Origin of the sequence: Bacillus sp. ISL-45 (assembly GCF_018613195.1) — a bacterium.
Lineage (GTDB): Bacteria > Bacillota > Bacilli > Bacillales > Cytobacillaceae > Mesobacillus.
This window is the reverse complement of sequence record NZ_JAGGQQ010000007.1, coordinates 43,387-58,855: the sequence shown is the minus strand read 5'-3', so window position 1 is coordinate 58,855 and position 15,469 is coordinate 43,387. Positions and strand designations below refer to the sequence as shown.

Below are 15,469 nucleotides of genomic sequence, written 5' to 3'. Positions count from 1 at the left end.
GCCTTTTACAGACTTTTCCGATTAACTAACAGATTGTGAAACACTACACTTAAAGTAACGGGTGCGTTGATCCAGGAGGGTTAACCGCCTTTTTTTGTTGAATTCCTTATTAAACATAAGAAGCAGCATTCCTGTAATAAAAAGTTATATTCATGAAGAACGCTTGTGATAAGCGTTCTTTTTTATACTGCTGGAAGGACATTGAGCATAACCTAGCGAATAGTTTATAACCAAATAATGTCTTTTAAAGGTGGATGTTATATGAGCATAAGTGACGCAAGAGATCAAAATAAAAAAGCCTGGGAACATAGGGCGTATGAATTTTGGAATAAGAGCTATGGAACCCCAAAGGAGTTTGCCAAGCGAATTTTTGAAGATCCAGCAGCACAGCTGAAAAAGCATAAAGCTTATTTTGAAAATATTACTGAAAACAAGGTTGCAAACCTTTGTGGTTCAAATGGCAGAAAAGCTGTACCTCTTGCTTTATTAGGAGCAGAAGTGACCGTGTTTGACATTTCAGAGGAAAATAAACAATATGCACTGGAGCTAGCAAAGCACGCAAATACTACTATCGAGTATATAGTCACAGACATATATGATATCGATCAAATAAAATATGGCGGTCACTTCGATATTCTTTATCTGGAAGGTGGCATCTTACATTACTTCCATGACCTCGATTGCTTCATGTCAAAACTATTTTCTATTCTAAAAGCTGGAGGCCTGTTGCTTTTAAGCGATTTCCATCCCTTAAGAAGGTGTATTATGAAGGCAACAGATGGCCAGTATCAGGTTCAGGCTGCTTATTTTGATCAAGAAATACATAGTGGTGATGTAGCCTTTAAACATTCCTTTGAACAGCAAGAGCAAGAAGCATTCCCAAATGTCTGTGTCAGGTACTATACAATCAGTGAAATCATTAATTCTTTTATTGCAGCTGGCTTTCAACTGCAAAAATTCGAAGAACACCGTGGGTGGAATGGTGAAAATATCCCATGGGAGTTTACCGTTGCTGCAAGTAAATAATCTGGGAAGTTACCGGTGTGCAAGGAAGAATTTATACTCTATTTTGTTGACGTTCTTAAGAAACTATAGGGGCAGTTATGTTTAATAAAAACCTACATAAAGAATATAAATTGTGTAGGTAGATGTAATTATAAATAACTGGTATTTTACATTAACAAATTGGAAAAATATAGTGACACCCCTGCATATTTGGTGTAAAATTACACTATTAAGTCCAAAAATCCAATTGGAAAATGAGTTTATAAGGAGGTCTATTAAATGAATTATATTTTTTTAGCAATAGCTGTACTGGTATTATTATTTTCATTAAAAAAGATGATAATCATTGAAAATAGGATAAACAAATCGGTCATTCAAGAAATAAAAAAAAATATTAACTTACTGTTATATGGCATTCCAACAATAATTGCTATGGTTTATATTCCTTATCAAATGTGGGTATTAACGGGCAAATCTAACGATTGGGATGGTGTATATGTTATTGTTGGAACTGCTCTCATTACTATTATTATTAGCTATGTTTACTACTACAAAAAAAATAAAAAAAGGTTGAATTTACATTAACGCCACTATAGGTGAATTCCTTATCCAAGCAACATTCCAATGAAAATTGAATAATGAGTTTGGAGTTTGTGAACAAATGTACTGCGCGAAACGTTTCCTTATAAGTGCCAAAGCACGAAATAGGAGAATTGCTATTAAGCAATTACAACTGATTAATTGAAACTCGGAATGAAAGCCGTCATGTTGAGCTGAAACGAGTTATCTGATCCTCCTACATGCACATAATGATAGTAGTCAGAATGTGTATGAAGCTAGGTAAAGTCGACTGAAATGAACCTAAGTTGCTTATCTAGAATATGGTTTGTGATAGGTCGGGATGCTACAAAATATCTATGGTGAGAATGTCCAACTGGACTGACGAACTTGCGAATGTACGGGTCTAGATTTTAATACGCTCGAAAGGCGTCTGCTGCGAACGCAGTGTCAAACACCGGAAAGTACGAGTAGTGTATAGGAACTTCGGGATGTCTAACAATGAGGATATAGGTTGGCAGGTTTAAAGTGAGCACCTACGGATATATGTAAAGCTAGGTTAATCGGAACGTTGTAAGTAAGAAACATCTACTATTAAACGACTACTATCGGGATGGTGTCTATAAGATAATGTATTTATCGAAGTGACTTTACTCTTGCGAAAGTAGGGACACAGTACCGTTGAAGCGTGTAACGAGCGTGGAGGGATAGTCCCAAGTCTTCTCTTTGAAAACTAACATAACTAAATGAAACTCACAGGGTCGAGTAAGATGATGGGATTTTCCGCAAGGAAGGAGAAACAATCCATCGGTGAGTACAGCTTTACGACATGCAGAATATTACGGTATGCAAGACATATTTGATGACCTTTATGAGCGAAGTAAAAACAATGCTACAAAGGGTTTAAGGCTATATGAACATATCATATCGAAAGATAATATCTTATTAGCCTTTCGGAACATTAAAGCGAATACAGGTTCAAAAACAGCTGGAACTGATGGCATCACGATTGACCAATACAAGATTGAAAGCGTTGATGAATTTATCGAGGGAATTCGAAAAGTATTACAGAATTATAAACCTCAAACGGTACGAAGGGTGGAAATACCCAAACCCAATGGAAAGAAACGCCCATTAGGTATTCCGACTATGAGAGATAGACTAATTCAACAGATGTTCAAACAAGTATTAGAGCCAATATGTGAAGCTCAATTTTATCACCATTCATACGGTTTTAGACCAAATAGGTCAGCTCATCATGTAATGGCCAGATGTCAGTTTTTAGTCAATAATGTGAAGTTGCATCATGTAGTAGACATTGATATACAAGGTTTCTTTGACAACGTGAGCCATTCAAAGTTAATTAAACAAATGTACAGTATAGGCATACAGGACAAAAGAATTTTAACGATTGTCTCGAGAATGTTAAAAGCACCAATCAAAGGCATTGGTGTTCCAACTAAAGGAACTCCGCAAGGAGGAATCCTGTCTCCTCTTTTATCAAACATTGTTTTAAATGACTTGGATTGGTGGATAGCTAACCAATGGGAACGCTTAAAGACCAAGCGCACTTACGCAACTAATTATAAGACAAGAGTGTTAAAGAAAACGAATCTCAAACAAATGTATATCGTTAGATATGCAGATGATTTTAAGATTTTCACAAATTCTCATCAATCAGCTATCAAAATATTTCACGCTACCAAGGAATACCTAAAAAATCAGCTAAACCTTGATATATCAACCGAGAAATCAGCGATTACTAATCTTAGAAAGAGGAAATCTGATTTTCTGGGTTTTTCTCTTAAAGCAGTAAGCGTAATAAATACGTAGCCAATACACACGTTATGGATAATAAGATGAAAAATATACTAGAAAAACTCAGATATTTAATTCGCGAAATCCAGAATAAGCCAACACCGCATACTGTTATGGATTATAACGCTTATATTCTCGGAATAAAAAATTACTTCAAGGTTGCGACTCATATCAATAAAGATTTCGGGGAAATAGCCTATCGTCTATTGAAAACCATGTATAATCGTCTAAAACCAATTGGCAAATATGGAAAACCTATAAAGCCATCAGAAACATACAAGAGACTTCATAAAAATAATTTCAGAACATATAAAATTGCTGGTGCATATTTATTTCCATTAGGAGATATTCAAACAAGGAATGCCCTGAACTTCAGTCAAGATATATGTAATTATACAAATGAAGGAAGGCTTAAACTTCACCAAAATCTTAGAGCCGACGTTGCCATAGAAATTAACAAAATGTTAAAAATGCCTTACGGCAAGGACAATCTAGAACTCGTAGATAACAGAATCTCAAGGTACTCAATGCAATTAGGAATATGTTCTGTTACAGGGGAATTTTTAACATCTAATCAGGTACACTGTCATCATAAGTTACCCCGACATTTGGGAGGTACAGATGAGTTTAATAATCTTGTAATTGTACATAAAGATGTCCATAGATTAATCCATGCTACAAGTGAAAAGACGATTGAACGATATAGGAACATTCTTCAATTGGATGGAAAACAATTAAAGAAGCTAAACCAATTTCGTAAAGTTTGTAATTTAGTTGCTTTAGTCTAAAAGACTAAGATGGAACGCCTAATGCGGTGAAAGCCGCACGTTGGGTGTGGAGCAGGGGGAAAGATGGAGATAACATCAAAGTCTTACCTATTGCTATTAAACATAAGGGTGCTTATGTGGAATAAGATGATAAATTCTAGTCATTGATCCTGCGCTTAATTGTAGTCAGGATTTAGTTTGTACAAATCGTATATTTTCGTTCTGTTTTTCTTATAATATAAATTAACGTTTCATTTGAAAATGTAGATGCTCTTGCACCATAAAATGGATCCTAATATTCACAGTTGTGGGACTGTGAGATCTCTGAAGCGGAGTTAAAGCATTCTGAAAAGAATTCTTATATAGTAGGAAAGAAATGTTACGGGCGTAGACCTTCCTTCCTTAATATATTAAATTTCGAATAATCAAAGGATTTTGGGAGATATGTAGAACTAGGGTCCGTTAGAAAAATTCAACGGATGTACTATAGTTTTAGACAAACAAAAAAGAACGACACCATACGGTGGCGTTATCAATAAAAAACATTATCTTTTATCCTTAGGTGGATTAGGATCATTTCCGTAACTATCTGTCTGGCTAATTTTTCCGTCTAAGTTATGGATACGATGTTCAGTGGTATCTCTTCTAGCCTCCCGTCTACCAGTTTCTACAGCCCGGTCTTTTGTTCTGTGATGACTAATTACTTTCCCACCTTGTTTATTGTCCCATCCGCCACTTTTACTTGGAACTGTGTGAACCGGTGGTTCTTTTTTCTTGGTCATGTTATCACCTCCATGATATTACGAAATTCTCCAATAAGGGAGGTTTCTCCTTCTAATGGCAAAATGTTACTCTACTAAGGGGGTACTTGTCTTATGGCAGTATCGTAGTACAATGTTACGGTAGTCCTCATCAGGATAAGGTTCAGGAAAATAAGCAAGCTCACTTAATCCATTACTCTGTTCATACAAATTCGGAGAAGCTTGCAATAAAGCCACCCTCTTTTAAAGAATCTACTCCAGCTATATTCTTCTCTAGACCTTGAGAAAATGCAGAAATTAAATCCGATTTCTTATTCAACTCGCTTACATTAACTTTCTTTTTTGGAGACTGCTTACTTTGCAGATTTTTACTTTCATTTCCTTTTTGTCCCACTTCTAATAATTTAGCGACTTTCAACAAATGAACTTGTTTCTTTTGAGAATCCTCAATATCATTATTTCTTGAAATCTCCTTAGCCAATGCTATATTCTGGTTAGGCTCAAGCCCCATATCCAGTCCGGTTTGAATCAATTCATAATAAATCTTTTCTATTGTTTTTTTACCATTCGCTATTTTGTGTTCATGTGCTACCTCTCCAAACAGTTGGACTTGTTCGTCAGAGCTTAAAATATAATCATTAAGAGATAGCCACTCGGCTTTTAAATCTTTATACTTTTTCATTTTTTCTCTGTTACCTGTTTTTATTGCATGTATATAAGGCCTGATTAACTTTAAATTTTCTTCCGCTGCTTTAGTTATTAACTGTTCAGAGATTTCATCCTCCCTTGAGGCAATGGCCTTCCATTGTGTATGCATAAAAAGTTTAATTAAAAATCAAACAAATCTTCATTTTCCACTAATTCATCAGTGAAAGGGACCGGAAAAGATGTGTCAGTGCCCAAAGGAGTGACTCCCCAGCCTGAAAGGGACCGGAAAAGATGTGTCAGTGCCCAAAGGAGTGACTCCCCAGCCTGAAAGGGACCGGAAATGGTGCGTCAGTGCCCAAAGGAGTGACTCCCCAGCCTGAAAGGGACCGGAAATGGTGCGTCAGAGCCCGAAGGAGTGACTCCCCAGCCTGAAAGGGACCGGAAAAGGTATTTCAGTGCCCGAAGGAGTGACTCCCCAGCATGAAAGGGACCGGAAAAGGTATTTCAGAGCCCGAAGGAGTGACTCCCCAGCATGAAAGGGAACGGGTAGGAGAGCAAAGTAATTCAAATCAAGATTTTTTACTTAAAATAGCTCAGTTTGTTATTTCTAATAAGCATGAGATTTTTTGTTAACACTCTTCTTATGGTCTTTTTAGATAAGATATGATTACACCAATCATAGATTGCGGTTGTAGTTATCTTTTTATCCGGAAATAGGATCTTAAATACATCGGTGTTCCGCATTATTGCGGATTCTACACTTTCTTTTCTACCGCAATGTTCACAAGTAAAGCTTCTTCCTATAGGCTCCTCAATAAAAGCATGACACTCCCAACAAACAATCCCCTTCTTTAACTGTTCATACTCATACTTTGGCACTCGATTATAGGGATCATCCACCTTATGCAACTCAAGCAGCTTGTCGGCAACTTTCTTATGAAGGTTGTTCAGTGTGGATTGTCTTTTATTCAATTTTTTCATAAAACGGTTCAGTTGGCTGGGTAAGATGATGGGTGCATTCTTGGGGGCCTGGTACAGGGTGAACTCGGGGTTGATGAATAAGACATATGATTCAATTTCAAGATGAAAGCCGAGACTGGAAAGCAGCTGGCGAAACAGAGAGGTACTACGTTTTAACTGGAGCAGAGGGTCTTTAATTTCTTCGCCATTGATAATTTTGAGGCGTCCGTCCTCGTAGTAGTAGTCACCTTCGTAATTTTTAACCTCGAATAAAAGAAGTTTATTCTGCGTAATGACACTGGAATCAACTTGGAAGGTGGTGCCGCTCATCTCGAGGAGCAAATCATTCAAAGTCAGGTTCTCGATTTCGAGCCCATTCATCCAGGCATCATACTGGACTTCGCCTTCGTAGCCTTTCCTCAGGCTATAGTGTCTTTGCTTGTCTTTTTCTGTGAAAATCATTCGTGGTTCCAGGAGATTCATAATTTTCAATTCATCTGATTCATAACGGTTTTTTAGAATCATAGTCCACATCCTTTCACCTTATATTCTTATGTAAAAAAGGTCGAAAATCCAGTGAACATTTTAAGGCAATAAAAACCTGCCGATCCCTCGGTCGGCAGGGTAATCTAAATATGAAATCCCCACCATCGACAGGATAATCTAAAAAATTGAAATCCCCACCATCGACAGGATAATCTGAAAAATTGAAATTTCCACCATCGACAGGTTAATCTAAAAAATTGAAATCCCTACCATTGGCAGCCTAATCGTAAAAAATGATATTTCTCCCATAGTCAGTCCTATTTTAAAAAAACATCCTGCCGCCATCAAAAGGCTGACTCGAAAAAATCACTCGCCCACAACCGGCAGCACAATCGATGATGGGTATTTTGAGTTCGACAATATCGTCGCGATTCCGCCGAGCTGATTGAGCAGCTGCGGTGCCGGCGACATGGAGTGCGGGAAGTCGCTTGGCCCGATGGCGACGCGAAGTCTGTGGCCTTCTTTGATGACGAAGTTGCTAGGAAAGATCTCGACGTCCAGCTCCATCACTTCATAAGGTTTGACTTCTTGTACCGCAGCCCTCGTGAATGGATGCCATGGCTGGATGTTCTCACCATCGAGGAAACGGCTCTTGCTTTCGTCGACTGCCCGGTGCGAAGCTGCAAGCCAGCCTGCAGTAATTTCACGAGAAGAACCATCAGGCGCAACATCTGTTACTCGTACTGACAGAACTAGTTCACGTGCCGTTGTTTTGGCAAAAATCTTAGCGGCGATCGGCCCGGATACGCGAAGGTCAGCATTGACCGGTGCAGTTGTATAGGTGAGCTCGCTCATTTCAGTCAGCCTGTTATCCTTGGTGCATGGGAGGGCATCCGGAATTCCGGCCATCCACTGGTTCGTGCTGCCTGAGCAGATACCATTCAGCGGCTGCTGGAGCATTGTGCTCGATGGCTCCGCATAGGAAGGGGTATCCTTGGTCAACAATTTACCGCTCCGGAGGTAAAACTTTTCAGCTGCCGCCTCCTGATGCGGCCAGCCTGGCTGGACCTCGAAACGATCTTCACCCAGCACATATTGAGTGACATCTGGAATTTTATTGATGTTCGTGTTGATTCCCATCAAATATTGGTCGAACCATCGTAACGCCAGCTGGTCGAGGGCAGGGACATTGTCGGCAGGCAAGGCGCTCCCATAGTTTCCGTGTGTCCAGTTTCCCATCAGCAGCTTTGTCTGGACGCCATTCGCTTTTAATTTTTCATAAAGAAGCGGGGTGCCGCGCTGGAAAAGGTCATGAAGTCCGCCGGTGAAAAATGCGGGAACTTCAATCTGATCGGCAACCGCCAGAGGAGAGCGCAGCTGTGCGGCTGGTCCATCGTATGCGAAGTCGCCGCCTGTAATCGCGGAGCTCAGGGTGCTGACTGGAAAGCCGAGCAATTGTCCTGTATGGTTTAACAAAACCGTCGTTCCCATGATTGGTTCTGACAGAGTATAGGAAGGCGGGAGCAGGCCGCTGCCGGTCACAAGGCCGAGCCAGAGCGGAATGAATCCTGTGTTCACCAATCCCCCGGACATAAGGATGTCGCGGTACATGTCACCCATCGGCACAATCGGAAAAATGGCTTCCAGTCCTTCAGGCTGCTGGGCAGCGGTTAGTAGCTGGTTGATCGCGCGGTAGGAGGAGCCGTACAAACCAACCTTGCCATTGCTCCACGGCTGGCTTGCTGCCCATTCGACAAGCTCCTTGCCACCGCGCTGTTCTGCTTCACCGAATGAATCCCAAGCTCCCTGTGAGGCGCCGGTTCCTCGGACATCGACTACAATATGGGCATAGCCGCGCTTAATAAAATATTCATTAAGGTTTTCTGTGCTGCTTACATTCTTGTTATACGGAGTTTGTGTCAGGATGACCGGGAATGGACCCTGACCATCAGGCAAATGCACATCCGCCACTAAAATAATGCCATCCCTCATTGTGATAAAAACATCTTTTTTCGTAGTATAGCTTGAGTACTGCTCCGGTCGGTCGTAAATCGCCTCTTCCCATTCGTTACTTGAAGCAGAAGCCTGGGAAGAACCAAGTCCAGGGAACAGGCTGAAGATGAGGATAAAAGTTAGTGCACGATGGAATAATCTCATGGGCAAGCCTCCTGTAAGGGTTTTACTTTAATCTTACGTAATACCTGTTGGCACTTATATACGATAAATGTCGTGTTCTTAAAATCAACGAAAATAAAACAGTGTGATCCGCCGGGGAATCACACTGTAAAAATTCTATTCGTCGGCTTCTTCACTCTGTCTGTTTGTCTGGTAAGGAAGGGTATCCCAGAAGCTAGTATCCATTGTTTCGATAGAGTCATCTGCAATGGCTCTGACGGCCGCATCCAAAGTAGTAATGGTCTGCTTGATCAGATAGCCGTTGCTCTTCTGGCCTAGCGCATATGGCTCGTAATAATGATCGGACATACCGCGCATTTCGAATAATAGAGTCGAGATGTCATAGCGGACAGCCGCTCCGTTACGGCCAATGTTCTCACCGGTACCGCCGCGATATTTGCCAATATGACCCCAGCCGGTATCCTCAAGCGCATTGTATACGACTGCACCAAGCTTCTTTGAGCCTTCAAGCACCTCTGGCTTCACATTTTCATTTGTAGGATAAAGAATCGATCCAGAAACAAGTTCACCATCTGTTTCACTGAGAGTGCCCTGGTGATGAAGATCGATCATGTAATCGATATCATATTTGGCAAAAACATTCTCGTGAAGCGCGCGTGCCTCTGGTTCCATCTCGCTCGTTTGCTTGGCATGCTCACGGTTAAGGTCAACCTCGTTCGCATTGTAACGTGTCAGGTGACGGTCGCCATCAGCATGGTAATCTTCAAGCGAGAAGTCGACATCGCCCATTGCTCCGTCAGCGTTCAGCATCGGAATTACAAGGATGTTCACATTATCAAGTACATCACTAGTTTTACCAGTACCTAAATGCTTGATGAACTCAAGCGCACCCTCTGTTGTCAGCTGCTCATTTCCATGCTGCTGCGTCAGGAACAATATCGTTGGATTTTCCGGGTTTGAAATATACTTTGCCATGTGAATATCGCGGCCCTTGACTGTCTGGCCAATGACTTCGAGCTCCATTGCCTCTTGTTTGGCATCCTGAGTTTTTAGATAATCTACTAAACTTTCATATGTATGCAAAATCGATGTTTGTACGGATCCATTTCCGGCACTCGGTCCATTCCCGACTGCACCTGCAGGCAGGGCTACCGCTGTCACCGCGCCAAATGCCATCATGCTTGATAAAGATACGGATAATACCTTCTTTTTCAATGTCATTGTCATTCCTCCTATTATTCTGGATTCCCCTCTATTTTACGGAATATTGTAAAAACAATTAATAGAGTAAGATGCCCATTTTATAGACAAATTTCGAGATCCTAAATAAGTAGTTTGGATAGAGTTTAATCTTTGGAAAGTTGGGTTATATAGGAAAAAAGTAATTAATGAGCAAGGAGGATTGGAAGGGGAAATAAAAAAGCGTGCTAAACGGCGCACGCTTTGGTGGGATCTTTCTAATTTAAAGCTGGAGCGGAAAAGCAAAACAAAGAAAAAAGCCAGGAATCCCAGCTTCTAGATTTTCGTCAGTTCTTCCTCAAAATAAAAGGTGCTCGGATATTCTTTTACAGTGTATGAATATCTTTTCATGTTTTTCACATATTGGGATTTCATGATTGTCACTGTTTCACCGGATTCTTTAATATTGACCATTTGACCTGTTTTGTAAAGGTTGCTTGCGCTCTTCAATTACCCACGCCCTTTCATGTTCTCTTCATTATACCACATTTTCTGGCTCACTATTGTTATTCCATTATGGTCTTTAGTACGTTTATTTATAAAACCCTATTTTTGGAAAATTCCTTAATGCTTGCACTATCCTTTTAATTCTGTTATTCTTAGGAAGAATTATTTTTGTTCGGTATGTAAGGAAAGAACATGCACTGCTTGATTCGCCTAGATATCACTGAGACAAGAATAGTAACAAATTGTGTGGATATCACACTAGGAGGCAACAAAAATGGAAAACGGTAAAGTAAAATGGTTTAATGCAGAAAAAGGTTTCGGATTCATCGAGCGCGAAGGTGGAGAAGACGTATTCGTACACTTCTCAGCTATCCAAGGCGAAGGCTTCAAGACTCTTGAAGAAGGCCAAGAAGTTTCTTTCGACGTTGAGCAAGGTGCTCGTGGACCACAAGCAGCTAACGTTACAAAACTATAATAACGGATTAGCCCATACAAACAAGCTCTGAGTCATCAGAGCTTGTTTTTTTATGTCCAGGAATAAAAAAATCAGTAAAAAAACCCCGCTCATAATGAGTGGGGTTTAATGCGGTAAAGCAATGGTTGTTTTTATTATAGCATACCTTTTACAGCCGCTGTTAAAATTTTTTTCTGTTCATAAACTTTGTTGCCTGCACGATCAAAAGTAGGGTACATAATCCAAATCAAATAGAGTGTCCTTAGAAATAAACTGAAAATGCCGATAACACCCTTTATTGTTTGATAAAATGATATAGTTTTGTAGAAAAATCTGAATTTTCCATTGAAGTATCCATACAGGAAGTAGATAATAACCATATAGGTATATATTCATAAAATGGAAATTTCCGGGGGATGCAATGGTAGAGTTTGTAAAAGATTTGATTCTGCATTTTTCAATTATATTATCACTCGGTTTCATGTATAACTTTCTATGGATGCAAAAACGTTCGGTATATAAGAAGCAAGTCTTTAAAATGGCGATTTTAGCAGCACTGTTGATGACCATGGCATTGCCTGTAAGATTTCATGGCGGGTTGGAATTCGACTTGAAGCTGATCCCTGTTTTCATTGCCTTTTTTTATCTAAGCAGGACGGATAGCTTTTTGCTTGTGGCTGTCCTGTTGTTATTGCAGGGGTTTGTTGGGATTGACAAGCTTCCCGTCACGTCCGTGAATTATATCGTCATATTGATTTTATTTTTTTTGATTGAAAGAGTATATAAAAGTACAACTGTTAACAAAAAAATCGCGCTTGGCCTCTTTGTTTATGGCCTAATCACAACGACAAGACTCACGGCAATGGTTAACGCCGGCCAAGCGGGGGATTACCTGTATTTGCTTGTATTTTCAATCGTATCTTTCGTTGCGCTATCGGTATCCATTTATATCATTGAAATGACCAATTTACAGCGGAAATTGATGCATGAGCTTCACAAGGCTGAGAAATTCTCAGCCATCAGCCAGCTGGCTGCATCGGTTGCCCATGAGATTCGCAATCCAATGACGACAATCAGAGGATTTATGCAAGTCCTTCAAGGGGAGAGGAATTTGAATGACAACCAGAATCTCTTTATCTCAATTTCACTTCAAGAGCTTGATCGTACCCAGACAATCATTGACAATTTTTTATCTTTGGCCAAACCAAATACAGGCACCATGGCAAAAATAAATCTAAGTGAACTCTTAAAAGAAACGATTGATTTCATGAGATCCTATTCCCATCTTGCCAATACAGAATTGGTAGCGGCGATTGATAAGGACCTTTGTATCAAAGGCGATGCCCATGAAATCAGGCAGGTTTTTATCAATATCCTGAAAAATGGCATTGAAGCAATGCCCGCAGGTGGAAGCATCTACATCATCGCCAAGGTGGACAGGGAAAATGTAAGAATCCAATTCCGTGATGAGGGCGTCGGCATGAATAAAGAACAGCTCGGCAGACTCGGCCACCCTTACTACTCGACAAAAGAAAAAGGTACAGGTCTCGGAATGATGATTTCCTTTGATATCATCCAGAGGATGAGAGGAAAAATCAATGTCGAAAGTGAAGAAGGAAAAGGCACCACATTTACGATCCTGCTGCCATGCGAGTAACTGAGAATATATCCGTAAAGAAGGGCTCTATCGGCCAAACGGAAGGCAAAAGCGAGAGAAAGTGTCCGATAGGAGGGCTCTATCTGACAAGTGGAGTCCAGTATAAAGAAATTGTATCTGAAAAAGAAGGCGAGTAGCCTTCTTCTTTTAGAATGGGCCTTTTAGCAAACTTTGTTGCCGGAGTTGGGCAGTCGCCTCCGCATTTCTCTGTTGGAAGTATTTTTTAGTGCGTCGAAATACACTGTTAAGCTATAATAATTTTTAAAAGATTTTCATAATTGTTTTCGCGGGAAAGGGGAAGGACTACATGTCTGATTTTAATACTTATTTTTTGATGAACGCTGATGAGGTCATTTCATATGTGAAGGAAAAGACCAATTTTTTTGATAAAGATGCTGAATTGAGCTGTAAGGAAATTGGGGATGGCAATCTGAATTATGTTTTTCGTGTCATTGATGGGAAATCGGGTAAATCTTTGATTGTGAAGCAGGCTGGTGATACAGCGAGGATTTCCGATGAGTTCAAGCTGTCTACAAACCGGATCAGGATTGAGTCCAATGTGCTTCAGCTTGAGGGTGAGCTGGCACCAGGATTGGTTCCTGATGTATACCTATTTGATGATGTAATGAACTGCTGTGTGATGGAGGATCTTTCTGATCATACAATCCTGCGTACAGCGCTTAATGAAGGCGGTATTTTCCCGAAGCTTGCGGATGACCTGACGACTTTCATGGTCAATACGCTTCTGCTGACATCGGATGTGGTCATGGAGCATAAGGCGAAGAAGGCGCTTGTCCAGGACTATATCAACCCTGAATTGTGTGAAATTTCCGAGGACCTTGTATACTCTGAACCTTTTACGGACCATAACAGCCGAAATGATCTGTTCCCGGCCAATAAGGAATGGATTGAAGAGAATATATATGGCGATGATAAATTGCGATTTGAAGCTGCAAAGCTGAAATTTGCTTTCATGACCAATGCCCAGGCCCTTGTGCATGGTGATTTGCATTCAGGTTCTGTTTTTGTAAAAGAAGATTCTACAAAAGTGATCGATCCTGAATTCGCGTTTTACGGACCAATGGGCTATGACGCTGGAAACGTAGTGGCCAACCTGATGTTCGCCTGGTCGCGTGCATATGTAACAAACGCTGATAAGAAGTATGTTTCCTGGCTTGAGGAAACGATTAAAGATACGGTGAACCTTTTTGCGGAAAAATTCCTGGCTAGCTGGAAGGACAATGTCACAGACGTCATGGCAAAGGAGCAGGGCTTCGACCGCTGGTATCTGGATTCTGTCCTTCAGGATACAGCGTCCGTAACCGGAATGGAGATGACACGACGTATTGCAGGGTTGGCAAAGGTGAAGGATTTGACGACGATTGCTGATGAAAAGCAGCGTGTTACAGCGGAGAGAATTTGCCTGTCAGCGGCAAAGCAGTTCATCCTGAATTCTGCAGACTACAAAACAGGAGAGCAGTTTTTACAAGTACTAAAGGATTCAGCTTCAAGGCATAATATGCGATAATAAGACGTTCCCTATCTAGATTTTTAGAGAAAGAGAGGCGCATCATATGTTGCTTCTGGAAGAACGGATGAAAGTCGTAGAATACGGCAAGAAAATCATTTCAAGCGGCCTGACGAAAGGGACGGGTGGAAATATCAGCATTTTCAATCGGGAAAAGCAGCTAGTTGCCATCAGTCCGAGCGGGATTGATTATTACGGAACGAGGCCTGAAGATGTGGTGATCATAAATTTGGATGGTGAAGTCATCGATGGCAGCAAAAAGCCGTCGAGCGAGCTGGACATGCATTTGATTTTTTACCAGCGCCGAGATGACTTGAATGCACTTGTCCACACCCACTCGCCATACGCAAAAACGATTGCGACCCTTGGGTGGGACATCCCGCCGATCACATATTTAGTGGCGTTTGCCGGTCCGAATGTAAGATGCGCTCCCTATGCAACATTCGGGACGAAGGAGCTTGCTGAAAAAGCATTTGAAGGTATGGTGGATAGGAGAGCCGTGCTATTGGCGAACCATGGCATGATTGCCGGTGCCCATAATATCGAAACTGCTTTTACGGTTGCTGAGGAAATCGAATTCAGCGCCCAGATTTATTACCAGGCAAAAGCGATTGGTGAGCCAACAGAGCTTTCTGATGAAGAAATGGAACGCCTGTCAAAAAAATTCGAGAGCTACGGGCAGAGATGACCCTCTTTTAAGAGGGTTTTTCTATGCTATCAGGCTCTGCAATAAAAAATAGAGGGGCACAAAAGTACTAGATTATGCTATGATTATTTAAAAGAAAAAATTGGTCTTAATGGATAGTTTTACTAGAGGGGGACAGGCTGGCTATGAGAGCAAGGACTAGGAAAAGTGAACCTTTTTCATTTGATAAACTGAAGGAATTTTTCACTACTGTGCTGCTGCATCTTAGTTTTTATGCCTTCATCGTGTTTCTCGTGATTTTTTTTATGGATAATTTCAGCTAGTACATAAAAACACAGCTGCCGTGACTGGCAGCTGTG

General features: G+C 40.8%; 12 protein-coding genes and 1 pseudogene. 7 read left to right on the top strand and 6 right to left on the bottom strand.

What is annotated here, in order from left to right:
* Positions 1-237: 237 nt before the first annotated feature.
* The 3 genes and pseudogenes from J7E35_RS10330 (at position 238) to ltrA (ending at position 4,169) form a co-directional block, all read left to right on the top strand.
* Positions 238-1,026 (top strand): class I SAM-dependent methyltransferase, encoded by a 789-nt coding sequence (locus J7E35_RS10330; RefSeq protein WP_251040880.1) that lies wholly within the window; start codon positions 238-240, stop codon positions 1,024-1,026.
* Between the two features lie 258 nt (positions 1,027-1,284).
* Positions 1,285-1,590, top strand: a complete 306-nt coding sequence (locus tag J7E35_RS10325) for a hypothetical protein (protein ID WP_214779479.1) — start codon at positions 1,285-1,287, stop codon at positions 1,588-1,590.
* Between the two features lie 783 nt (positions 1,591-2,373).
* Positions 2,374-4,169 (top strand): annotated as a pseudogene (gene ltrA / locus J7E35_RS10320) (group II intron reverse transcriptase/maturase).
* Positions 4,170-4,693: 524 nt separating this feature from the next.
* On the opposite strand, the gene J7E35_RS10315 reads toward ltrA, so the two are convergent.
* From J7E35_RS10315 to J7E35_RS10290, 6 genes are all read right to left on the bottom strand, one after another.
* Positions 4,694-4,930 carry a DUF2188 domain-containing protein gene (locus tag J7E35_RS10315; protein WP_214779477.1) on the bottom strand — a complete coding sequence of 79 codons (237 nt, stop codon included), beginning with the start codon at positions 4,928-4,930 and terminating at the stop codon, positions 4,694-4,696.
* A 181-nt stretch (positions 4,931-5,111) separates the two neighbouring features.
* Positions 5,112-5,726, bottom strand: a complete 615-nt coding sequence (locus J7E35_RS10310) for a hypothetical protein (RefSeq protein WP_214779475.1) — start codon at positions 5,724-5,726, stop codon at positions 5,112-5,114.
* Between the two features lie 410 nt (positions 5,727-6,136).
* Complete coding sequence (locus J7E35_RS10305; RefSeq protein WP_214779473.1) at positions 6,137-6,979, bottom strand: nuclease-related domain-containing protein; 843 nt, start codon at positions 6,977-6,979, stop codon at positions 6,137-6,139.
* A 390-nt stretch (positions 6,980-7,369) separates the two neighbouring features.
* The gene (locus J7E35_RS10300; protein ID WP_214779471.1) at positions 7,370-9,160 is read right to left on the bottom strand and encodes a CocE/NonD family hydrolase; all 1,791 of its coding nucleotides are present in this window, start codon (positions 9,158-9,160) and stop codon (positions 7,370-7,372) included.
* Between the two features lie 135 nt (positions 9,161-9,295).
* On the bottom strand, positions 9,296-10,360 hold the full coding sequence (locus J7E35_RS10295) for a M14 family zinc carboxypeptidase (RefSeq protein ID WP_214779469.1): 1,065 nt from the start codon (positions 10,358-10,360) through the stop codon (positions 9,296-9,298).
* A gap of 294 nt (positions 10,361-10,654) precedes the next feature.
* A complete protein-coding gene (locus J7E35_RS10290; protein WP_192472923.1) occupies positions 10,655-10,828 on the bottom strand; it encodes a hypothetical protein in 174 nt (57 codons plus the stop codon).
* A gap of 271 nt (positions 10,829-11,099) precedes the next feature.
* Here J7E35_RS10290 and J7E35_RS10285 point away from each other — a divergent pair, with 271 nt between their 5' ends.
* The 4 genes from J7E35_RS10285 (at position 11,100) to J7E35_RS10270 (ending at position 15,152) form a co-directional block, all read left to right on the top strand.
* Positions 11,100-11,300 (top strand): cold-shock protein, encoded by a 201-nt coding sequence (locus J7E35_RS10285; protein ID WP_023626356.1) that lies wholly within the window; start codon positions 11,100-11,102, stop codon positions 11,298-11,300.
* Between the two features lie 400 nt (positions 11,301-11,700).
* On the top strand, positions 11,701-12,936 hold the full coding sequence (locus J7E35_RS10280; protein WP_214779467.1) for an ATP-binding protein: 1,236 nt from the start codon (positions 11,701-11,703) through the stop codon (positions 12,934-12,936).
* A gap of 307 nt (positions 12,937-13,243) precedes the next feature.
* A complete protein-coding gene (gene mtnK, locus J7E35_RS10275; RefSeq protein WP_214779465.1) occupies positions 13,244-14,464 on the top strand; it encodes an S-methyl-5-thioribose kinase in 1,221 nt (406 codons plus the stop codon).
* Between the two features lie 46 nt (positions 14,465-14,510).
* Positions 14,511-15,152 carry an L-fuculose-phosphate aldolase gene (locus tag J7E35_RS10270; RefSeq protein WP_214779463.1) on the top strand — a complete coding sequence of 214 codons (642 nt, stop codon included), beginning with the start codon at positions 14,511-14,513 and terminating at the stop codon, positions 15,150-15,152.
* The last annotated feature ends 317 nt before the right edge of the window (positions 15,153-15,469 follow it).

Excerpts from the sequence above, each read along its gene's own strand:
- J7E35_RS10310 (WP_214779475.1), bottom strand. The coding sequence starts at position 5,726 with ATGCATACACAATGGAAGGCCATTGCCTCAAGGGAGGATGAAATCTCT.
- J7E35_RS10325 (WP_214779479.1), top strand. The coding sequence starts at position 1,285 with ATGAATTATATTTTTTTAGCAATAGCTGTACTGGTATTATTATTTTCA.
- J7E35_RS10285 (WP_023626356.1), top strand. The coding sequence starts at position 11,100 with ATGGAAAACGGTAAAGTAAAATGGTTTAATGCAGAAAAAGGTTTCGGA.
- J7E35_RS10305 (WP_214779473.1), bottom strand. The coding sequence starts at position 6,979 with ATGATTTTCACAGAAAAAGACAAGCAAAGACACTATAGCCTGAGGAAA.
- J7E35_RS10295 (WP_214779469.1), bottom strand. The coding sequence starts at position 10,360 with ATGACATTGAAAAAGAAGGTATTATCCGTATCTTTATCAAGCATGATG.
- J7E35_RS10330 (WP_251040880.1), top strand. The coding sequence starts at position 238 with ATGTCTTTTAAAGGTGGATGTTATATGAGCATAAGTGACGCAAGAGAT.
- mtnK (WP_214779465.1), top strand. The coding sequence starts at position 13,244 with ATGTCTGATTTTAATACTTATTTTTTGATGAACGCTGATGAGGTCATT.
- J7E35_RS10270 (WP_214779463.1), top strand. The coding sequence starts at position 14,511 with ATGTTGCTTCTGGAAGAACGGATGAAAGTCGTAGAATACGGCAAGAAA.
- J7E35_RS10280 (WP_214779467.1), top strand. The coding sequence starts at position 11,701 with ATGGTAGAGTTTGTAAAAGATTTGATTCTGCATTTTTCAATTATATTA.
- J7E35_RS10315 (WP_214779477.1), bottom strand. The coding sequence starts at position 4,930 with ATGACCAAGAAAAAAGAACCACCGGTTCACACAGTTCCAAGTAAAAGT.
- J7E35_RS10300 (WP_214779471.1), bottom strand. The coding sequence starts at position 9,160 with ATGAGATTATTCCATCGTGCACTAACTTTTATCCTCATCTTCAGCCTG.